Source organism: Shinella sp. CPCC 101442, from assembly GCF_024704725.1.
Lineage (GTDB): Bacteria > Pseudomonadota > Alphaproteobacteria > Rhizobiales > Rhizobiaceae > Shinella.
This window is the reverse complement of sequence record NZ_JALIQS010000002.1, coordinates 441,568-462,461: the sequence shown is the minus strand read 5'-3', so window position 1 is coordinate 462,461 and position 20,894 is coordinate 441,568. Positions and strand designations below refer to the sequence as shown.

At 62.4% G+C, this 20,894-nt stretch carries 20 protein-coding genes; 5 read left to right on the top strand and 15 right to left on the bottom strand.

Going from position 1 to position 20,894, the window contains the following annotated elements; all coding sequences use genetic code 11:
* Positions 1–50: 50 nt before the first annotated feature.
* The 4 genes from MUO32_RS07465 to MUO32_RS07450 form a co-directional block, all read right to left on the bottom strand.
* Entirely contained in the window at positions 51–371 is a 321-nt protein-coding gene (locus MUO32_RS07465) for a YnfA family protein (protein WP_257947592.1), read from the bottom strand.
* A 64-nt stretch (positions 372–435) separates the two neighbouring features.
* A complete protein-coding gene (locus tag MUO32_RS07460) occupies positions 436–612 on the bottom strand; it encodes a hypothetical protein (protein WP_257947591.1) in 177 nt (58 codons plus the stop codon).
* Positions 613–646: 34 nt separating this feature from the next.
* Positions 647–811, bottom strand: a complete 165-nt coding sequence (locus MUO32_RS07455; protein WP_257947590.1) for a hypothetical protein — start codon at positions 809–811, stop codon at positions 647–649.
* Positions 812–998: 187 nt separating this feature from the next.
* Positions 999–1,337: a DUF2147 domain-containing protein gene (locus MUO32_RS07450; RefSeq protein WP_257947589.1), complete on the bottom strand. Its 339-nt coding sequence runs from the start codon at positions 1,335–1,337 to the stop codon at positions 999–1,001.
* 466 nt (positions 1,338–1,803) lie between these two features.
* Here MUO32_RS07450 and MUO32_RS07445 point away from each other — a divergent pair, with 466 nt between their 5' ends.
* Positions 1,804–2,073: a sel1 repeat family protein gene (locus MUO32_RS07445; protein ID WP_257947588.1), complete on the top strand. Its 270-nt coding sequence runs from the start codon at positions 1,804–1,806 to the stop codon at positions 2,071–2,073.
* Positions 2,074–2,174: 101 nt separating this feature from the next.
* Here the strand turns inward: MUO32_RS07445 and MUO32_RS07440 are convergent, their stop codons facing one another.
* The 4 genes from MUO32_RS07440 to MUO32_RS07425 all read right to left on the bottom strand — a co-directional run bounded on the left by MUO32_RS07440 (position 2,175) and on the right by MUO32_RS07425 (position 5,657).
* Positions 2,175–3,287: a pyridoxal phosphate-dependent aminotransferase gene (locus tag MUO32_RS07440; RefSeq protein ID WP_257947587.1), complete on the bottom strand. Its 1,113-nt coding sequence runs from the start codon at positions 3,285–3,287 to the stop codon at positions 2,175–2,177.
* 112 nt (positions 3,288–3,399) lie between these two features.
* Positions 3,400–3,828 carry a PilZ domain-containing protein gene (locus MUO32_RS07435; RefSeq protein ID WP_257947586.1) on the bottom strand — a complete coding sequence of 143 codons (429 nt, stop codon included), beginning with the start codon at positions 3,826–3,828 and terminating at the stop codon, positions 3,400–3,402.
* A gap of 128 nt (positions 3,829–3,956) precedes the next feature.
* Entirely contained in the window at positions 3,957–4,313 is a 357-nt protein-coding gene (locus MUO32_RS07430) for a hypothetical protein (RefSeq protein ID WP_257947585.1), read from the bottom strand.
* Between the two features lie 120 nt (positions 4,314–4,433).
* The gene (locus tag MUO32_RS07425; protein WP_257947584.1) at positions 4,434–5,657 is read right to left on the bottom strand and encodes an acyl-CoA dehydrogenase; all 1,224 of its coding nucleotides are present in this window, start codon (positions 5,655–5,657) and stop codon (positions 4,434–4,436) included.
* 228 nt (positions 5,658–5,885) lie between these two features.
* Here MUO32_RS07425 and MUO32_RS07420 point away from each other — a divergent pair, with 228 nt between their 5' ends.
* Positions 5,886–6,914: a PHB depolymerase family esterase gene (locus MUO32_RS07420; RefSeq protein WP_257947583.1), complete on the top strand. Its 1,029-nt coding sequence runs from the start codon at positions 5,886–5,888 to the stop codon at positions 6,912–6,914.
* A gap of 7 nt (positions 6,915–6,921) precedes the next feature.
* On the opposite strand, the gene iolB is transcribed toward MUO32_RS07420, so the two are convergent.
* The 5 genes from iolB to MUO32_RS07395 form a co-directional block, all read right to left on the bottom strand.
* Positions 6,922–7,716: a 5-deoxy-glucuronate isomerase gene (iolB, locus tag MUO32_RS07415; protein ID WP_257947582.1), complete on the bottom strand. Its 795-nt coding sequence runs from the start codon at positions 7,714–7,716 to the stop codon at positions 6,922–6,924.
* Positions 7,717–7,751: 35 nt separating this feature from the next.
* On the bottom strand, positions 7,752–8,669 hold the full coding sequence (gene iolE, locus MUO32_RS07410; RefSeq protein WP_257947581.1) for a myo-inosose-2 dehydratase: 918 nt from the start codon (positions 8,667–8,669) through the stop codon (positions 7,752–7,754).
* A 115-nt stretch (positions 8,670–8,784) separates the two neighbouring features.
* Positions 8,785–10,635 carry a 3D-(3,5/4)-trihydroxycyclohexane-1,2-dione acylhydrolase (decyclizing) gene (iolD, locus tag MUO32_RS07405; RefSeq protein WP_257947580.1) on the bottom strand — a complete coding sequence of 617 codons (1,851 nt, stop codon included), beginning with the start codon at positions 10,633–10,635 and terminating at the stop codon, positions 8,785–8,787.
* Between the two features lie 74 nt (positions 10,636–10,709).
* Entirely contained in the window at positions 10,710–12,632 is a 1,923-nt protein-coding gene (iolC, locus tag MUO32_RS07400; protein ID WP_257947579.1) for a 5-dehydro-2-deoxygluconokinase, read from the bottom strand.
* A 105-nt stretch (positions 12,633–12,737) separates the two neighbouring features.
* The gene (locus MUO32_RS07395) at positions 12,738–13,610 is read right to left on the bottom strand and encodes a MurR/RpiR family transcriptional regulator (protein ID WP_257947578.1); all 873 of its coding nucleotides are present in this window, start codon (positions 13,608–13,610) and stop codon (positions 12,738–12,740) included.
* A gap of 201 nt (positions 13,611–13,811) precedes the next feature.
* Here MUO32_RS07395 and MUO32_RS07390 point away from each other — a divergent pair, with 201 nt between their 5' ends.
* Both MUO32_RS07390 and MUO32_RS07385 read left to right on the top strand, forming a co-directional pair.
* Positions 13,812–14,933: a Gfo/Idh/MocA family protein gene (locus tag MUO32_RS07390; protein ID WP_257947577.1), complete on the top strand. Its 1,122-nt coding sequence runs from the start codon at positions 13,812–13,814 to the stop codon at positions 14,931–14,933.
* A 98-nt stretch (positions 14,934–15,031) separates the two neighbouring features.
* Entirely contained in the window at positions 15,032–18,382 is a 3,351-nt protein-coding gene (locus MUO32_RS07385; RefSeq protein WP_257947576.1) for a caspase family protein, read from the top strand.
* Positions 18,383–18,457: 75 nt separating this feature from the next.
* Here the strand turns inward: MUO32_RS07385 and MUO32_RS07380 are convergent, their stop codons facing one another.
* Entirely contained in the window at positions 18,458–19,141 is a 684-nt protein-coding gene (locus MUO32_RS07380; RefSeq protein WP_257947575.1) for a glutathione S-transferase family protein, read from the bottom strand.
* 154 nt (positions 19,142–19,295) lie between these two features.
* On the opposite strand from MUO32_RS07380, the gene MUO32_RS07375 reads away from it, so the two are divergent.
* Positions 19,296–19,760, top strand: a complete 465-nt coding sequence (locus tag MUO32_RS07375; protein WP_257947574.1) for a MarR family winged helix-turn-helix transcriptional regulator — start codon at positions 19,296–19,298, stop codon at positions 19,758–19,760.
* A 61-nt stretch (positions 19,761–19,821) separates the two neighbouring features.
* On the opposite strand, the gene MUO32_RS07370 is transcribed toward MUO32_RS07375, so the two are convergent.
* Positions 19,822–20,880 (bottom strand): calcium-binding protein, encoded by a 1,059-nt coding sequence (locus tag MUO32_RS07370; protein WP_257947573.1) that lies wholly within the window; start codon positions 20,878–20,880, stop codon positions 19,822–19,824.
* Between the last annotated feature and the right edge of the window lie 14 nt (positions 20,881–20,894).

The following is a 20,894-nucleotide window of genomic DNA, read 5'->3' as shown; positions in this document are numbered from 1 at the left end:
AGGTGTTGCTTTTTAACAAGCAAACGACAAGTCGGGCGTGCCCACAAGTCCTATCTTGGCGCAGCCAGGATGATGCCCGCGCCGACCAGTGCCAGCGCAGCACCGGCCATATCGAAGCGATCAGGGCGCATGCCCTCTGCAAGCCACAGCCAGAGGAGCGAGGCGGCGATATAGACCCCGCCATAAGCCGCATAGGCGCGGCCGGCAAAGGCACTGTCGACCTGCGTCAGCAGCCAGCCGAACAAAGCGAGCGAAACCATGCCGGGGAAAAGCCAGAGGATGGATTTGTCGAGACGCCACCAGGCCCAGAAGGCAAAGCAGCCGGCGATTTCGGCAAGGGCGGCGGCGGAAAAAACGAGAAGGGATTTCATCCGGGCTCCGGGGCGTGGCGGAAGGCCTGCCCGGTTTAACACGGAAAAAAATGATGGGAAGGGATCAGCTCATCGACTGGCGCTGGAGGGTGATGAAAAGCATGAGACCTGCCCCCTGCTTTTCGATGCCGAGACCGCCGGCATTGCTCCAGGCAAGGACGCCGACCGGGGCGATCATCATCGCCGAAAGGGCGAGGATACGCAGCGCGGTGGCGGAGGTGTGGAGGAGGGCGGCGGTCATCTGTCGTTTCTTCCGGGGCTGGTCTTGAGTTGACTCAGAGCGAGGCGCTGCAGGTGTACGGTGTCGAGCAGGCGATCAGCTTGCCCGTGGTGTTGTGCGTGCTGCGGCGGTAGTCGGTCTCGACGGCGGCGGCCAACATGATGGCGAAGATGGCCATCAACAGGGTGATGATCGTCAGGCGGCGTGCGAGGATGTCCATGGGTGTTCGTCCCTGAATGCGTTTTCAATATAGCTCTTGTCGCATTGCGGGACTGAACGCTCCCTGAGAGGGCAATTCATCTCCCGTTCAGAAACGGTGTGATTCGGATTTCGGCCTTCGCCCGCGCCAGGTTTCCAAATAAAAAGGCCGGCGCGAGCGCCGGCCTTTGTCCTGAGAGCGATTTCGTTCAGAGCCGGGACCAGGTCTGCGACTTGCAGAGCACCGCGAGTACGCAGCCCTTCAGGCGCAGCGAATCGCCTTTTACCGCGCCGGATCCGCTATAGGTCTTGTCGGTCTCGGGGTCGGTGATCGAGCCGGAATAGTCCGCGCCCGAGCCATCGAGCTTGCCGATGCGCTTGCCGGTGAATTTTCCCGATTTCAGCGTGATGCAGAAGCTGCCGCCGCATTTCGCGATGACGGCCGTCGAGCCGCTTGCCGTCTTCCAGTTGCCCTCGATCGGTTCGGCGGCGAGCGCCATGCCGGGTGCCACGAGAAGAGCAGCGGCAATCCATGTCCTCAGTTTCATTCTCTTCCTCCTCCAGAATGAGACGGTGAGAATATCTTACGCAAACGTAAAGGTAAATATGCGGGGAAGCTGGATTCGGCGGTGTTTTTCGACGCTCGAAATGCCGAAAATGAGGATGTCAAAAAACCGGACCGTTTTGCGTGGTTAGCGAAAGGTTGAAATCGCCGGTTGAACAATTCGTAAATTTTGAAGCAAATCCCACCGTTTCCAGCGGGTGCGATGTTTAACGAAAACCCAATTTTACCAAGCGTTTGGATTTTGTTTGTCTCCAATTAATCATGCATTTTAAGCGCATTTTGAAAGCCCCACGGCATAGTGGAGCCATAAGACGAGCCGAAACAACCGGCCGGCAAAACTCTGAAGGAAGACCAAGGCCGCATAAGACGGCAGGCGCCGGAAGAGGCCCGAAAGGGCAGGTAAAACAGGGTACTAACGCAGTAAACCAGTCAGACAGGGACGAACGAAAATGGCACGCTTTGACTTTCAGAACACCGAAACGGCCGCCATGACGGGCGGCGAAAACCGCGCTGAAATCTTCTGCGACATGGGCCTCATGTATGCGACCGGTCGCGGCTGTGACGTGGACGTGGTGCAGGCCCACAAATGGCTCAACATCGCCGCCATCAAGGGTTGTGATCGCGCCGCCGAATTGCGCGCCGATCTCGCCGCGACGATGACGAAAACCGACATTGCTCTGGCGCTGCGCGCCGCTCGCGAGTGGATGACGGTTCACTGAGAAAAGCCGGCTGGCGCCGGCGGCAAGAAACGCATCACGGCGAACGGGCGATAAACGGCGCTAGAACCGGATCCGCCCGCTGCCTCAAGATGCTCTGCCGCTCACGCCAGTCGCTTCAAGACCAAGGGCAACGCTTCCTCCAGCAACGCCATATCGTTTTCCGGCCCGACGCTGATGCGGATGCATCGGTTGAGGGGGGCAACGCCCGGCATGCGAATGAAGACGCCATGTTCCATCAAACCATCGACAATGGCCTTGGCGTGGGTGCCGTCCCGGCCGCAATCGATGGTGACGAAATTGGTGGCGGAGGCGAGGGGAAGCAGACCGTTGGACTGTGCGATCCGCGAGATACGCTCGCGGGATGCGCCGATACGGGCGATGACGTCCCGAAGATAGGTCTGGTCTTTCAGCGCGGCGAGTGCGGCGTGAACGGAAACACGGGCCATTCCGAAATGATTTCGGATCTTGTCGAAAGCCTGCGCATTGCCGAGCGTGCCGATCGCATAGCCGATCCGCGCGCCGGCAAGGCCGTAGGCCTTCGAGAAGGTGCGCATGCGCAGGACGTTCGGCTGGCCGATCAGCGCCCCGATGGGCGGAATCGTGCCTGATGGCGCGGTTTCGCCATAGGCCTCGTCGAGGATCAGCAGCGTCGTCTCGGGCAGCGCGCGGGCGAAGGCCACGACACTCTCCGCATCCCACCAGCTTCCCATCGGATTGTCCGGATTTGCGAAATAGACAAGCGGCGCATTTTCCCTGCGCACGGCTTCAAGCAGGCCATCCAGGTGCTCCCTGTCGCCTGCATAGGGCACGGTGACGAGCCGGCCGCCAAAACCATTGACATGATAGTTGAAGGTCGGGTAGCCGCCGAGCGAGGTGACGACCGGCGTGCCGGGCTCGATGACGAGCCGCACGATCTCGCCGAGCAGCCCGTCGATCCCGCCGCCTATCGCGATGTTTTCCCGCGAAATGCCGTGGTGGATCGCCAGCGCCTCGCGCAGTTCGAAATTCTCCGGATCGCTGTACATCCAGGTCGTGTCGGCCGCCGCGCGCATGGCCTCCAGCACGGAGGGCGCGGGGCCGAAGCCGCTTTCGTTCGCGCCGATGCGGGCTTTGACCGCAAGGCCCCGATTGCGCTCGATGGCCTCGGGGCCGACGAAGGGCACGGTGGCGGGCAGGGTCTGGGAGAGGGCTGTGAAGCGGGAGAATACGGACATGGGGCGCCTGACGATCGATGAACGGAGGAAAACCTGCCGACGCGCAGAAAAATGCCCGCCGGAATCGGTTTCCGGCGGGCACCCTAGCCAATAAATTGCGGTGTTGAAACGCTCAGGTGAACGCCGAGCGGATACCGGTCTTTTCTACACCCACCATGTAGCGCCGCTCGTCCTTCTTGGGCTTGGGCGGGGTGGCGCCTGTGAAATAATCGGCACGCACGATGGTGTGCAGCATCTCCTCGTCGATTTCCTTGATGAATTGCACGCCGATGCGATTGTCGTTGCGGTAGACTTCCGCACAGCCGATGCGCGAGGTGACGCCAACGATCGAGAGGTAATAGTGTAGCGGCAGGCCGATGGTCGTGGTGACATTGAAGCTCGCGCCACCCTGCGAGATATCGACCAGCTTGCAGCTGCGCATCTTAGGCGCGGCCAGGTCGAAACCGACGGTCATGAGCATGCCCTGCCGGTTGACGGTAAAGCGCTCCCACTTGCGTTCGTAAAGTCCTGCGGCGGACCGCGGGTCGGCACCGATGCTCATTGCCACACTCCCAATGGGGGGACGTCATGTCCGAACGATATTGCAGGGAGTTTCGCAGGCGAGTATTTTGTTTCGTTAAAACAAATATTTAAAAGTTTAGCGGCCTGCTCTTTTGCGGGAACGGCGCTTCAGGCGTCGTGCGTTTCGCCCTGGCGGCCGAGTACGATGTTGAGGAAATCGACGTCGAGAAACATGTTGAAGCGCACCACCAGTTCCTCGCCTTCGCGCTTGAATTCCGTGCAGGGGATCTCGTCACGGATGCCGTGGATCTCCAGGTAGAAGTTTTCCGGCAAAGTCAGCGCCTTGTTGATGGAAAGCACCGCGCCCGCGCTCGAAATGCTGCGGATCAGGCAGGTGTAGCGCATCGCCGTGCTGAGGTGGTGGCCGATCGGTGTGATGAAACCGGGCTTGTCGAGGCGATACTGGACGAAGCTGCGCTTGGGATGACGCAGGTGAAGCTGCTCGTGCATGTGGTCGAGGGGCATGGCGCCCTCCGCTGCTGTTTCCGGACTGGGACTGTACCGAAACGGGATGGATAAAACGTGAAAACGGCCGCTCGTCTTTTAACGAGCGGCCGTTCAAAATTGCGCAATGGCAATCGTGGCTTACTGGAAAGCCTGAAGACCGGTCTGCGCGCGGCCGAGGATCAGTGCATGGATGTCATGCGTGCCCTCGTAGGTGTTGACCGCTTCGAGGTTCATGACGTGGCGGATGACGCCATATTCGTCGGAAACGCCGTTGCCGCCGTGCATGTCGCGCGCCACACGGGCAATGTCGAGCGCCTTGCCGCAGTTGTTGCGCTTCATCAGCGAGATCAGTTCGGCGGGCGCGCGATGTTCGTCGAACAGGCGGCCGAGGCGCAGCGCGCCCTGAAGGCCGAGCGAAATCTCGGTCTCCATGTCGGCAAGCTTCTTCTGGATGAGCTGGGTGGCGGCAAGCGGCTTGCCGAACTGCTTGCGGTCGAGCGTGTACTGGCGGGCGGCGTGCCAGCAGAATTCGGCAGCCCCCATGGCGCCCCAGGCGATGCCGTAGCGGGCGCGGTTGAGGCAGCCGAACGGACCGGCAAGGCCGGCCACTTCCGGCAGCAGGTTCTCATCGGGAACGAAGACGTCCTGCATCATGATCATGCCGGTGGCGGAGGCGCGCAGCGAGAACTTGCCCTCGATCTTCGGCGTTTCGAAGCCCTTCATGCCGCGTTCGAGAACAAAACCCTTGATCTTGTTGTCATGCGCATCGGATTTCGCCCAGACGACCGCGACATCGGCGATCGGCGAATTGGTGATCCAGTTCTTGGCGCCCGAGATGAGATAGCCGCCATCGACCTTCTTGGCGCGGGTGATCATGGAGGAGGGGTCCGAGCCATGGTCCGGCTCGGTCAGGCCGAAGCAGCCGACCCACTCGCCGGAAGCGAGCTTGGGCAGGTACTTCTTGCGGGTCTCTTCCGTACCGAAGGCGAAGATCGGGTGCATGACGAGCGAGGACTGCACGGACATCGCAGAGCGGTAGCCCGAATCGACGCGCTCGACTTCACGGGCAACGAGGCCGTAGGACACGTAGTTGGCGCCGACGCCACCATATTCTTCCGGCACGGTCGGGCCGAGCAGGCCGAGTTCGCCCATCTCGCTCATGATCTCGCGGTGGAAGATTTCGTGGCGGTTCGCTTCGGTGACGCGCGAGGCGAGCTTGTCCTGGCAATAGGCGCGCGCCGTATCGCGGATCATGCGCTCTTCTTCGGTCAGCTGGTCTTCCAACAGGAAGGGATCGGCCCAGTCGAAAGGCGCCATCTTGGCGCGCGCCTGTTCCGGGGTGGCGCTGTGGTGCTCGCTCATGGATTCCCTCCTGTCGCGTTTTGTCGTTGCAGAAGTGCTACATCAGCCGCTCCATCTTCGAAAGGGCTGGAACGAAAAGGGCAGACCGACGCTTTGACTATTTATGAATGCCCTCATGAGCCTGGAGAATGAGCTTTTGGCCGATTTCCGCGTTTTTTGCCTTGATCCTGCCGCTCCGTGTGAGCAAGTAACCTGACAATGAGCAATTCCCCCACAAGGAGGCCAAGCATGCGTGACCGTTTCAAGCGATCGGTCGAGCGGCTTCTGCCGACCGAAAGCCCGCTGGGCGACCTCTTCTGGCCGTTTTCCCGTGATCCCGAGCGCAAGGCGCCCGCCGTGCGGCGCCGGCCGGCGGGCTCTTCGCCTCTCACCGAAGTCACCGGATTCGGCAGCAATCCCGGCGGCCTGCGCATGTTCGAGCATGTTCCGGAAGGCCTGCCTGCCGGTCGCCCACTGGTGCTGGTGCTGCATGGCTGCCAGCAGGATGCCGAAAGCTACGACCGTGCCGCAGGCTGGGCCTCGCTCGCGCAAGAGCGCGGCTTCGCCGTCGTCTATGCGCAGCAGCGCGAGACCAACAATCCGCTGCTCTGTTTCACCTGGTTTCGCCCAAGCGAGGTGACGCGCGACCGCGGCGAGCTGATGTCGATCCGCCAGATGGTGGCGCATACGGCCGAAAGGGCGGCAAGCGATCCGCAACGCCTCTTCATCACCGGCCTTTCCGCCGGTGGGGCGATGACGGCCGCCATGCTCGCCAATTATCCGGATGTCTTCGCCGGTGGCGCGGTCATAGCAGGCCTGCCGTTTGGTGCCGCGCGCGATGCAAGCCGCGCCTTCGATGCCATGGCGGCAGCGCCGGAGCGAACCGCCGACGAGTGGAGCGATCTCGTCCGCGCCGTCTCCCCGCGCATTGCCCGCAAACCCGCAATCTCGATCTGGCACGGCACGGCGGACGAAACCGTTTCGCTATCGAACGGCGTCGCCCTCGCCGAGCAATGGCGCGACCTCTATCGGCTGCCAAAAGAGGCGTTCGTGGAAAAGCGCATGAAGGGCCGGCGCACGCGCATATGGCCGGACAAGGAGGGCAGGGCGCTCGTCATCCTGCACGAGATCGATGGCATGGGCCACGGCACGCCGGTTCTGCGCGGCGAAGGCGGCGGCTATGCCGCCTCCAACGAGCCGTTCATGCTGGAGGCGGGCTTTTCCTCGACGCTGGAAATCGCCAAGGAATGGGGACTGACACGGAAGTGGAAGCGGTAGCGGCCGATCAGGCCAGCAGCCACTCATGCTCCTTGGCGTTGTGGAACTTCCACACCCGCTTCGGTCCCGCCATGACGTTGAGATAATAGAGATCATAGCCGTGAATGGTGGCGCAGGGGTGATAGCCCTTCGGCACCAGCGTCACGTCGCGGTCCTCCACCGCCATGGCCTCGTCGAGCGAGCGGTCGTCCGTATAGACGCGCTGGAAGGCAAAACCCTGCGGTGGGTTAAGGCGATGGTAGTAGGTTTCTTCGAGAAAGCTCTCGTTCGGCAGATCGTCCTGGTCGTGTTTGTGCGACGGGTAGGACGAGGTGTTGCCGCTCGGCGTGATGACCTCCACGACAAGCAGCGAATGGGCCGAATTGTCGTTTTCCGGCATGATATTGTAGACATGGCGGACGTTCGAACCCTTGCCGCGGCTGAGCTTGGGGTGCGTGCCGGGGGGAATTTCCTTGGCTTGGTAGCTGCCGCCGCCCGGTGCCGAGCAGACGGCGAGTTCCAGATCGGTCTCCGCCGTTACCGACCAGTTGGAATCGGCCGGAATATAAAGCGCATGCGGCGCACCCTCGAATGGGCTCATGCGTTCCCCCAGCACGCCGAAATCCTGGCCCGCGCCCGTTGCCTTGCCCTTGCCGGAAATCCAGACGAGGCAGACCTCGCGGATCCCCGTTTCCGCGGCGAGAATTTCGCCGGGCTTCATACGGTGCACGTCGAACCCTACATAGGTCCAGCCGGCGCTTTCCGGCGTGACGTGGCTGACGCGGCCGTGCGCGCCGTCCGGCTTTACGAGAAGTTTCGGCATAGGCTTGGTCCTTTCATTCGGCATACGGTTGAGGCTTATCCTTTCGGAAAACCTTCCGTCTCCACGGTATAACCCGCGGCGGTCATGACGCGCATCAGTTCCGCATAACCGACTTCGGCCATTTTCTGCGGGGGCGCTTCACGCGGGTCCTGTTCGGCCTCGACGACGAACCAGCCTTCATAACCATAATCCGCGAAGCGCTTCACGATGGCGCCGAAATCGAGCGAGCCGTCGCCCGGCACGGTGAAGGCGCCAAGCGCCACCGCGTCGAGGAAGGACTGCCGGCTGCGATCGAGCCCATCGACCACCGACTGGCGGATATCCTTGACGTGGACGTGGTTGATGCGGGCGTGATGGTTGTCGATGGCGCGCAGGACATCACCGCCGGCAAAGGCGAGGTGCCCGGCATCGAGCAAGAGCGGAATGCCTTCGCCGGAATTGCGCATGAAGGCGTCGAGTTCCGGCTCGGTCTCGACGACGGCGGCCATGTGGTGGTGATAGGACAGCGGCATGCCCTGCTCGGCGCACCATTCGCCGAACTGCGTGAGGCGCCGGCCATAGGCCTTCATCTCATCGTCCGACAGGCGCGGCTTGGTAGCGAGCGGCTTGGAGCGGTCGCCCTGGATGGAGCGGCCGACTTCGCCATAGACGATGCAGGGCGCGTTGACCGCCTTGAACAGCGCGATCATCGGCGCGATGCGGTCCTTGTTGGCGGCGAGTTCCTCGTCGACCAGCGTGCCGGAAAACCAGCCGCCGCACAGCGTGACGTCGGCGGCGCGCAGGATGGGCAGCATCACCGCGGGATCTTCCGGGAAGCGACGGCCCTTTTCCATGCCGGTAAAACCGGCGCCGCGCGACTGGCGCAGGCATTCCTCGAGGGATACGTCGTCGCTGAGTTCCGGAAGATCGTCGTTCCACCAGGCGATGGGCGACATGCCGAGTTTGGCTTTCATTATCGTCTCCTTGGCGGGAGGCTACGGCCTCCCTTGCATTATCATTGTCTCTTCCCACCCTCCGCGTCATCCTCGGGTCAAGCCCGAGGATGACGCGGAGGGTGGGGTGTCTGTCTTAACCGATAGTCTGCGCGGCGCGGGCCTTCACATAGGCTTCGCGCGCCTTGTTGACCTCTTCACGCGGGCTCACTTCCGGCACTGCCACATCCCACCAATGGCCACCCTCCTTGGTGGTGATCAGCGGGTCGGTATCGATGACGATCACCGACGTGCGATCATTGCCCTTGCTGTTCTGAATGGCCGTTTCGAGATCGGCAATCGAAGAGACCTTCACGGCGACCGCGCCCATGCTTTCGGCGTGCGCCCGGAAGTCGATATCCGGCATCATCTCGATCATCGAGTCCTTGAGCAGGTTGTTGAAGTTCGCGCCGCCGGTGCCCATCTGCAGGCGGTTGATGCAACCGTAGCCGCGGTTGTCCAGCACGACGATCGTCAGCTTCTGGCCGAGCATGATCGAGGTGGAAAGCTCGGAATTCATCATCATGTAGGAGCCGTCGCCGACCATGACGACGACATCCGCCTCCGGCCGCGCCAGCTTCACGCCGAGGCCGCCGGCAATCTCGTAGCCCATGCAGGAAAAGCCGTATTCCATATGGTAGCCGCCCGGCTTGTGGGCCTGCCACAGCTTGTGCAGCTCACCCGGCAGACCGCCGGCGGCGCAGACCATCACCGAATTCTCGCCGCCGATCGTGCGCTGCACCGCGCCGATGACCTGCGCATCGGAGGGCAGGTCCGCATTGGTCGGAGCGGTTGCACGGTTGGCGGCAGCCATCCAGGCTTCCTTGCGGGGCTTTGCAGATTCCGTAAACGAAGCGGGCGCCTTCCAGCCGCCGAGCGCCTCGGACAGCAGCGTCAGCCCCTCGCGCGCATCGGCGACGAGCGGCTGGCTGTCGCGCTTCGCGGCGTCGAAGGCAACGGTGTTGAGGCCGATCATCTTGACGCCATCATTTTTGAACAGCGCCCAGGAGCCAGTGGTGAAATCCTGCATGCGGGTGCCGACGGCGAGGATGACATCCGCCTCCTCGGCAAAGGCATTGGCCGCGGAGGTGCCGGTGACGCCGACCGAGCCCATGCAGAGCGGGTGATCATCCGGCAGCGCCGACTTGCCGGCCTGGGTGACGGCGACCGGAATGCCATGCATGCCGGCAAAGGCCTTGAGTTCCGCCGTCGCCTGCGAATAAAGCACGCCGCCGCCGGCGATGATCAGCGGCTTTTGCGCCTTGCGCAAGGTCGCGATGGCCGCCGCAAGCTCGTCCGTGTCGGGCCGCGGACGGCGATGCGTCCAGACCTTCTCGTCGAACAGGCTTGCCGGGTAGTCGTAGGCTTCGGCCTGCACGTCCTGGCAGAGCGACAGTGTCACAGGGCCGCAATCGACCGGATCGGTCAGTACCTGCATGGTGCGCTTCAGGGCGGGGATGATCTGTTCTGGCCGGGTGATGCGATCGAAATAGCGCGACACGCAGCGGAAGGCGTCGTTGACCGAAACGGTGCCATCGCCAAAGTTTTCGATCTGCTGGAGGACCGGATCGGGAATGCGATTGGCAAAGACGTCGCCGGGCAGGAAGAGGACAGGCAGGCGGTTGACATGCGCAACGCCGGCAGCGGTGATCATGTTCAGCGCGCCGGGGCCGATCGAGGTTGTGCAGGCCATGAAGCGCTGGCGAAAGCTCGCCTTGGCGAAGGCGACGGCGGCATGCGCCATGCCCTGTTCGTTATGGGCGCGCAGCGTCGGCAGGTCATTGCGCACCTGGTAAAGCGCTTCCCCCATGCCCGCGACGTTGCCGTGGCCGAAAATGCCCCAGACGCCGGCGAAGATCGGCTGTTTCTTGCCGTCGACGACCGTCATCTGTGCCTTCAGGAAATGCGTGACGGCCTGCGCCATCGTCAGCCGGATCGTCTTGCCCATGGTATTCCTCCCAAATTCTCTTCATTTGCCGCAATCCCGGGCGGAAAACCGCCCACTCGTTTCCTGGGATTGCTTTAAAGACCGCGCGTGCGCAGCCAGGCGTCGGTCAGTTCGCGGAAGCGGCCGGCCATGTCCGATATCGCTGCCTCGTCGTCCATCTTGCCGGCCATCCAGGCGCGGGCGGCGTCAACAAAGATCGTGCGGCCGACGGCAAAGCCTTTGACGGCCGGCGCCACCTTGGTTGCCTCGAACGCCTTGACCAGTTCCTCCGTCGGCGCCTCCAGGCCGAGCAGCACGATACCACGGCAATAGGCGTCATTTTTGGCGATCACCGCCTCGATGTTTTCCCATGCCCCGCTCGATGCCTGCGGCTCCAGCTTCCACCAGTCCGGCTTGATGCCGAGATCGTAGAGTTCCTGAAGCGCCGTCGAGACCGTATCATCCTTGAGCGGCCCGTTCTTGCCGGCGATGATCTCGACCAGCAGCTCGCGGCCGACCCGGCGTGCCGCCTCAAACAGGGTGCGCAGCTTTTCCTGCTGCTCCTTCTTGAGCGCTGCCGGATCGTCCGGATGATAGAAGCACAGGCACTTGATGCAATGGTCGAGCGGCCATTCCACGAGCTGCGAGCCGATGTCCTGACTGAACTCGAAGCGCAGCGGCTTGGAGCCCGGCAGTTCGACCGGGCGGCCGAGCCAGGAGAAATTCTGCTCGGCGGCATCGAAAAAGGCGTCGCGGCCGAAACGCTCGTCGATCAGCATGCCGTAACCCGGCCGGCCATCGGCGACACGGGCGGCGGCCTTCACGGTCAGGCGCTTGAACTCGGAAATCTTTTCGTGCGGTACCTTCAGTTCGTCGGCGACGTCGACGAGCTGCATACGGTGGTCGCAGGCGAGCGCCATCAGAAGCGGAATGTCGGCCTGCTTGCGGTTGGTTGCCCAATGGATGTGGTTGATAGCCTCGTCCTTGCGCAGCGCTCGGTGTTTGCTGCCGTTCTTCAGGAAGAAGGAGAGTTCGTCCCAGCTTGGATATTCCGGCGAGCAGAGCAGACGGGAGACGGCGAAGGCGCCGCAGGCATTGGCCCAGGTGGCCGAGGTCGCATGGTCCTCGCCCCGCAGCCAGCCTCTCAGGAGGCCCGACATGAACGCATCGCCGGCACCCAGCACATTATAGACCTCGATCGGGAAGCCCTGGCCGATAATGCCGTCTTCCAGATTGTCGGAGATCGGGCCGTCATAGACGATGCAGCCCATGGCGCCGCGCTTCAGCACGATGGTGGCGGAGGAGAGGGCGCGGATCGCCTTCAGCGAGGAAAGCACGTCATCGGCGCCGGACGCGATCATGATCTCCTCTTCGGTGCCGACGATGAGATCGCAATCCGGCAGGACGGATTTCATGATGGCGGAGACGCGGTCAGACTTCACATAACGCTCGAAGCCCTCGGCATGGCCGGCGAGGCCCCAGAGGTTCGGGCGGTAGTCGATGTCGAAGATGACCTTGCCGCCGTTTTCCTTGGCGATGCGGATGGCCTTGCGCTGCGCGGCCTCGGTGTTGGGTCGCGAAAAATGCGTGCCGGAAACGAGCACGGCGCGGGAAGACCTCACGAAGGCCTCGTCCACGTCGCCCTCGTCGAGCGCCATGTCGGCACAGTCGGTGCGCACGAAGATCATCGGCGAGACGCCTTCGGATTCGATGGCGAGCAGCACAAGCGCCGTCAGGCGATCCTTGTCGGTCTTGATGCCCTCGACATTGACGCCTTCGCGGGCGGATTGCTCGCGGATGAAACGGCCCATCTGCTCGTCGCCGACGCGGGTGATGAGCGCCGACTTCAGGCCGAGGCGGGCGGTGCCGATCGCGATATTGGCCGGGCAGCCGCCGACGGATTTGGCGAAGGAAGCGGTGTCTTCAAGCCGCGTGCCGAGCTGCTGGCCGTAGAGGTCGACGGACGAGCGGCCGATCGTGATGACGTCGAGCGTCCTGTCTTGTTCCGTGTGCGGCATGTCTTCCTCCCGGTCTTGCGACGCCACCGTCTCACTGCGGCGGTACGTTGGGAAAATGAAACATGAATTCCATTATTCTGTCAATTCGGAATATTCATTCCGTTTCTATTCCACAGCATTTCGTTTCGGCGCGCGCCGCAGGCTGCGCCGCTTTTCGGCAATCGCAACGGGCAGCGCCATGGCAAGCGCCATGGAGGCGGAGAGCGAGCGAAAGCCGGCATAGTCGGCTTCCGAGACTTCGAACCAGTATGTGGCGGAGGCGGCAAGCGGCGAGAAAACCGAGTCGGTGATCGCAACGATCGGCACGCCGCGCCCCGCCAGTTCCTGCGCCTGCGTCAGGCTTTCGGCGGCGTAGGGCGCAAAGCTCGCGGCGATGACCGCATCCTTGTTCGTCGCAAACTGCGTCATTTCGGGATCGATACCGTTCGGCGAGGCGATGATCTGGTGGCGGATGGCAAGCTTGCCAAAGGCATAGGCGATATGGGCGGTCAGCGGATAGGAACGGCGCTTGGCGACGAGATAGATTGTTTCCGCGCGGGCCAGCAGATCGACGGATTTCGAGAAGGTCTCGCCGTCGATGGTGCTGGCGAGCCGCGCGACCGACTGGCTTGCCGCCGTCAGGAAGCCGGAGAGCAGTTCCGTATCGCTGTTGACTGCGGGACCTGCTTCCAGCGTGAGAAGGCGCTCTTCGTAAGACAATGTGCGGTCGCGCAGCCGGGCGCGAAAAACGTTCTGGAGGTCCGAAAAACCTTCGTAGCCGAGGTGATGGGCCAGACGCACCAGGGTGGAAGGCTGCACATCCGCTGCCGTTGCGATGCTCGCCGCGGTACCGAAGGCCATCTCGTCCGGGTTGGAGAGCGCGTAGGCCGCCACCTGCGCCAATCGTTTCGGCATGGTTGCCTTGCGCTCGATGATCACGCTGCGCAGGCTGTCGAAATCGCGCGGTACCCGCGCCAGGGCCGCCTCGGTGTCGTTCATGGATCCAGTCCTCCTCGTGCGGCCATTCTGCTACGAATGAAATAAATATTCCATATCTCGAGAAAAGATAGTTTTCGTTCCAAATCTTTCCCGCTATGCATGACGCTTGGAGCGCCCTTGTGGCGAGATATAGCAATTCCAGCAAAACTGCGTAGCGGTTTTGCGTCTGGAACTGCGCGGAGACACAGCGGAGGAAATGTCATGAAGGCCTTGGGAATCGGATTGATCGGCACGGGCTACATGGGCAAGTGCCATGCGCTCGCCTGGAACAATGTCAGCACGGTCTTCGGCGATGTCGACCGCCCGCGCCTCGTGCATCTCGCCGAAGCCAATGCGGATCTCGCGGCGAGCCGTGCCCGCGAATTCGGTTTCGCCAAGGCGACCGCCAATTGGCGCGACCTGCTTGCTGATCCGGATGTCGATGTGATTTCCGTCACCACGCCGAACCAGTTCCATGCCGAGATGGCCATCGCCGCCCTTGATGCCGGAAAACATGTCTGGTGCGAAAAGCCGATGGCGCCGGCCTTTGCCGATGCCGAGCGCATGCTTGCCGCCCAGCGGTCGTCCGGCAAGATCGCGGTCATGGGCTATAATTACATCCAGAACCCCGTGATGCGGCACATCCGTTCGCTGCTGGATGAAGGCGCCATCGGCACGGTCAATCACGTCCGCATCGAGATGGACGAGGATTTCATGGCCGATCCGGAGGCGCTGTTCTACTGGAAGAGCGAAGCGACCTCCGGTTACGGCGCACTCGATGATTTTGCCGTGCATCCGCTCTCGCTGCTGTGGAGCCTGTTCGGCCATGTCGAGGCGGTCATCGCATCGCTCGCCAAACCCTATGCCGACCGCCCGCTGAAGGATGGTGGCCGCCGCGACGTCGAAAACCACGATATTGCCAGCGTCCTGATGCGCCTTCCCGGCGGCATTTCCGGCGTGCTGATGGCCAACCGCTCGGCCTGGGGCCGTAAGGGTCGCATCGCGCTGCAGATTTATGGTTCGAAGGGCTCGATCCTCTACGATCAGGAGCGCATGAACGAGTTCCAGCTCTATACGACGGATGGCCGCGCCACCGAGCAGGGCTTTTCCACAATCCTGACGGCACCGCACCACAAGCCCTATGACCGTTTCATTCCGGCGCCCGGCCACGGCCTCGGCTTCAACGATCTCAAGGTCATAGAATGCCGCGAGCTGATCGCCGCCATCGCCGGCATGGCGTCGCATTCCATCGACTTCAACCATGGCCTGCGCATCGAGCAGTCCGTGCACGCCATGGCCGAATCTTCCCGGCAAGGTCGCTGGGTGGAAATCGCCCCCGCGTGATTTTTTCGGCGATCCGGCCAAAAAAATCCGCCGGCTTAGTCATTGAAACCGCTAGGCCCATACGTAATACTGGCGGCAATAATGCCGGAGGGAAGGGCATGTTCAAGCGAATACAAAAACGCTGGGCGCCGGTGTTCTTCGTGTCGATCGCCGTCGTCGTGTTCAATGCGGGCGCCGCTGAGGCGAAACGCGTTGCGCTGTTGATAGGCAATCAGAAATACGAAGAGACCGCTCAGCTGAACAACCCCGCCAACGACGTCGAGCTGATGCGCGCGTCGTTCGAGGCGGCTGGTTTCGATTCCGTGAAGACCGTGCTCGATCTCGACCGCTCCGCCATGGTGAAGGCGTTGCGCGAGTTCGAGGACGAGTCCGCTGACGCGGACATGGCGGTGGTCTATTATTCCGGCCACGCGATGGAGATGAACGGGGTCAATTACCTCATTCCCGTCGATGCGGCGCTGAAGAGCGACCGCGACGTCGAGGACGAGAGTGTGGCCATCGATCGCGTTCAGCGGTCGCTGGAAGGCGCCAAGAAGCTGAAGCTTTTCATTCTCGATGCCTGCCGCAACAATCCGTTTTCGCAATCCATGACGCGTTCGGTCGGCACCCGTGCCGTGACGCGCGGTCTTGCCCGTGTGGAGCCCGAATCGGCCGACACGCTGATCGCCTTCGCTTCGAAGGCCGGCACGGTGGCGCTTGACGGCGAAGGCAAGAACAGCCCGTTCGCAACCGCGCTTTCCAAATACCTGACCGAGCCCGGCCTCGACGTGCGCATTGCGCTCGGCAAGGTGCGCGACGAGGTGGTGGAAGCCACCAACCGCGAGCAGGAACCCTTCGTCTATGGTTCGCTCGGCGGTGCGCAGATCTTCCTGAACATCAAGGAAGTGAACATCAACGTCACCAACAGCGGCAACACGGAAGTCTCGCCGAACGGTCAGTCCGAAGCGGCTGCCGACTGGCAGAACATCCGTGACCTCGCCGATGAAGATCTGATCAACGCGTTCATCGCCAAGCACGGCAAGGACCCGGTCTACAAGATGCTGGCGGAGAAGAAGCTCGCCAGCCTCAAGGAAGCCACCCAGAACGACGGGCAGGATGCCGATGGCATCGCTTGGGACGCGCTGAAGGAATCGACCGACGCGGCCGCTCTCCAGCGTTTCCTTGAGCGCTATCCGGACAGCAAGCATCGCAGCGACGCCGAACATCTCATCGCAGCGCTCGAGCCGAAAAAGGGCCTCAGCGTCGATGTCGCCTCCAAGGAAACGGCCGCCTCGCGGGATTGCTTCCTGCTTGCCGGCGAACCGCAGTCGCTGCCCGGCTTCCTGGGCGTCAACTTCCTGAAGATCGATGCCAAGCGGGCGCTTTCCGCCTGCGCGCAGGCCGTCAACGAAAACCCGTCCGACGGCATGCTGGTCAACCTGCTCGGCCGTGCGCAGGACGCCGACCGCAATTATGTCGAGGCCCGTCGCAACTACGAAAAGGCGATCGAGCTCGGCAACATGTATGCGCTGACCAACCTTGCCTGGTTCTCGATCTACGGCACGGATGGCCCGGTCGATGTGCCGAAGGGCCTTTCGATGCTCGAGAGGGCTTCGACCGCCGGTAATTCCTACGGCCAGGCCTCGCTCGGCTGGCTCTACCGCGAAGGTTATGGCGGCACGCGCCAGGACTATGCCGAAGCGGTAAAATGGTATCAGCAGTCGGCCAACCAGGGCTATGCCAATGCCATGGCGACGATGGGCTGGTTCTACCGCGAAGGCCTCGGCGTTTCGCAGGATTACGTCCAGTCGCTCACCTGGTACCGCAAGGCTGCGGATGCCGGCGACGCCAACGCCATGTCCTCGCTCGGCTGGGCCTACCAGAACGGCCTCGGCACGGCGCAGGATTATGCGGAAGCCAAGGTCTGGTACGAGAAGGCCGCCAATATCGGCGATTCCTACTCGATGGCCTCGCTTGCCTGGCTCTATGACGTCGGCAACGGCGTCAAGCAGGACTATGTCGAAGCCCGCTACTGGTACGAAAAGGCCGCCAATTCCGGTAGCGCTTATGCCATGGGCAACCTGTCTCGTCTCTACGACCAGGGCCTCGGCACGCCGGCAGACGCCAAGGAGGCTGTCCGCTGGGCTGCCGCCGCCGTCGAAAGCGGCGATCCTGCCAAGCTGAAGGAACTGAAGGAAACCTCCGGCAACTTCACCGTTGCCTTCCGCAAGGAGTTGCAGAGCCTTCTGATCGAGCGCGGCTACTACAGCGGCTCGGCCGATGGCGAATTCGGCGCGGCAACGCTCGCCGCCATCGACAAGCTCGCCGCCGGCCGCAACGACAGCACGTCGCTGTCGAGCAGCGGCACCTCGACCGTCACGACGACTGACCAGTCGACGTCGACGCTCACGAGCGGATCGGATATCGACCAGTGCTACGAACTGGCCGGTGAACCGAACCTGCGTCCGGGCTTCCTCGGCAAGCTCTTCGCCAACATCGATTACGGTCGCGCGATCTCCGTCTGCGAAGCGGCACTCAATGCCAACCCGACGGACAACTCGGTTCGCAACATGCTGGGCCGCGCCCACGATGCCGCGAAGAACTTTGCAAAGGCACGCGAGCATTACCAGAAGGCTGCGGATGAGGGGAATCTCTACGCCCTGACCAACCTTGCCTGGTATTCGATCTACGGCACGGACGGCCCGGTCGACATGGCCAAGGGCACACGTATGTTCGAGCAGGCCTCGAACGGTGGAAACCCCTATGGGCAGGCCTCGCTGGGCTGGCTCTATCGCGAAGGCTACAACGGCACGCGCAAGGACTATGAGGAAGCCTTCAGATGGTACAGCAAGGCGGCCCAGCAGGGCTATGCCAACGCGCAGGCCACGATGGGCTGGTTCTACCGCGAGGGTCTCGGCACCCAGCGCGACTACAATGTCTCGCTTGACTGGTACAAGAAGGGCGCGGAAGGCGGCGATGTGAACGCCATGTCCTCCGTCGGTTATGCCTATCAGTCCGGTCTGGGCGTTGCGGTCGATTATGCCGAAGCGCGCAACTGGTACGAAAAGGCCGCTGCCCAGAACGACTACTATTCGATGGCCTCGCTGGGCTGGCTCTACGACGTCGGCAACGGCGTGAAGCAGGATTATGCCCAGGCGATCGACTGGTACGAAAAGGCGGCCAATGGCGGCAACACCTACGCCATGGGCAACCTGTCGCGGCTTTACGACCAGGGTCTCGGCACGCGCTCCAACGCCAAGGAGGCAGCCCGCTGGGCCGCCGCCAGCGTCGAAGGCGGCGATCAGGGCAAGCTGCAGGAACTCAAGGGGTCTCCGGCGAACTTCACGCCGCAGTTCCGCAAGGAGTTCCAGCAAATCCTGAAGGATCGCGGCTATTACAGCGGCCCGATCGATGGCGATTTCGGCACCTCGACGCAGAACGCGATCGACCGCCTGGCCGCCCGCACCTGATCCGACGGAAAAGCCTGAAATAAAGAACCGCTGGAAACGATCCGTTTCCAGCGGTTTTTCTTTGGATTGGAGGCCTCAGCCGGCCAGTTTCAGCAGCCAGGCATCATGCTGCGCGAGGAAGGTTTTCAGCCGCTCGGCATAGTCTTCGGCAACGGCACCCCGGACGCTCGGCCGTGCTGCAAGCGCCGCCCGCCAGCGGGTGACCTTGGGCAAGCCGTCGAAAACCTCCGTTGGCACCAGCGTGTCGAAGGTATCGAAATAGCGGAAGACCGGCGCGAAGACCGCATCGACGAGACTGAAGGTCTCGCCGGCGAAGAAGGGGCCGTCGCCAAGCGCCTCCTCGACGCGCGTGAACTTTTCGATCAGCGCCCTGCGTTTCGTCTCGTAGGTCCCGGCATCCTTCGCCGTTTCGAAACCCCAGAGATCTCCGAGGATGGAGGAGCCGAACTCTATCCAGCCACGGTGCCGGGCGCGTTGCAGCGGATCGGCGGGGTGGAGCGGTGTTTCGGTCTCGGTGTCCTCGAGATATTCGCAGATGACGGCGCTTTCGAAGAGCACCACCTCGCTGCCGTCAGGCTGGCGCACCAGCAGCAGCGGCACCTTGCCGAGCGGCGAAAGCGCGAGGAACCAGTCGGGCTTGGCCGCAAGGTCGATGGTGCGGCGCTCGAAGGGCACGCCCTTTTCGGCAAGCGCGATGGCCGCGCGCTGCACATAGGGGCAGAGATGGTGGCTGACGAGAATCAATCGGGCTGCTGTCATAGGAAAACTCCTTGGCATTGTTCAACGCGAGGGGTTGAGTGCATGGCCGGTCAGATCGCTTCGGGTTTGGGCATGGACTGTCTTCGGCTCGAACTGAATGCAATTGCATATATAAAACCTTGCCAATGCCGTCAAGATGTATGTAATTGCATCTATGATCACCTCCTCGACCGAGACTACTCCAGAACCGTCCGAAGCCGTCACACGGCTGTGGATCCACCTCATGCGGACCCAGCGCCTCATCCTTGCCGCCATCGAGCAGGATCTGAAGGCCGCCGGCATGCCGCCGCTCGCCTGGTACGATGTGCTGTGGGAGCTGGTGCGTACGGAAGACGGGCGGCTTCGCCCCTTCGAGATCGAGGAGCGCACGCTGCTGGCCCAGCACAATCTCTCCCGCCTGCTCGACCGCATGGAGGAGGCGGGCCTCGTGCGTCGCGAGATTCTACCGGAGGATGGACGCGGCCGCTGGGTGCTCGTGACCGGGGAGGGGCGCGCGATGCGGGCCCGGCTCTGGACCGTCTACGCGGCTGCGATAGAGCGCCATCTCGGCGCGAAGGTGGAGGATGCAGTCGCCGCCACGCTCGCCGACGGACTGGAGCGGCTGGTGCGCGGCACCTGAGCCGCGCATGTGAAACGCCGGGGCAGGGCCCCGGCGTTCGATTGTCCAAAAGCGCATCCGCTCAGAGCAGGAAGTCGCTCGCATAGTACTTGTCCAGGCCGGCATCGATCTGGAAATCGGCAATGCCGTCACCGTCGACATCGCCCGAAATGACCGTGCCGGAGTAGCGCAGTTCGCCGGCCGTGCCGGAGAAGCTGTCCTTGCCGATGAACACGAACCTGTTGTTGGCGGACGTGTTGATGTTGGCGTCGAGCACGCTGAGATTGATCCTGTCGCCATCGCTGTCGGGATTGAAGTCGTCGATGACGTCGCGCTGCGAGCCGACCTTGCTGTCGGAGAGACGGGTGAAGCCGAATGTATCGGCGCCCGAGCCGCCGACCAGGAAGTCCTTGCCCGACCCGCCGTAGAGACGGTCATTGCCCGAGTTGCCATAAAGGCGGTCATTGCCGGCATCGCCATAGAGCACGTCGACGCCGTTGCCGCCATAGAGCTTGTCGTTGCCGGCGAGGCCTTCGAGCTGGTCCCTGCCGCTGCCGCCCTTGAGAATGTTGGCGCCGCTCGTGCCGACCAGCGTGTCGTCATAGCCGGTGCCGGTTGCATTCTCTATGCGCGACAGGGTTTCGATCCGGCCCGAAATGGCCCAGGCTTGGCCCTTGCTGAGGTTGACATGGATGCCGAGCCCTTTCTCGCTGCTGGAATCCTGCAGGGAGTAATTGATCGTGTCGCTGTCATTGCCGCCGTTGAAGCTGTTTTCAAAGCCCACGGAGTAGAAGGTGTCCTTGCCGCTGTCGCCGTTGTAGACGCTCTGGTAGCTCTTCACCTTGAAGGTGTCGTTGCCGCTGCCGCCATAAACCTTGTCGAAATAGTCCGGATCGCTGGCCGCGCCGCTGTGTATATAGAGATCGTTGCCCGAGCCGAGGTAGATGAGATTGTCGCCCTCGAAGCTGTTGATCACGAGGTCGTTTCCGCTGCCGGCATCGACCCAGTTGGAGCCGCCGAACTTGTCGACGCGGTTCAGTCTGATCTCGTCATCCCCCTCAAAGGTGCGAACCTCCAGCGCGATCCTGTAGTTCTGGATGATGAGGTCGTCCTCTTCCGAGCCGTCAATAATGACTGTCATGTTCGCATTCCTTT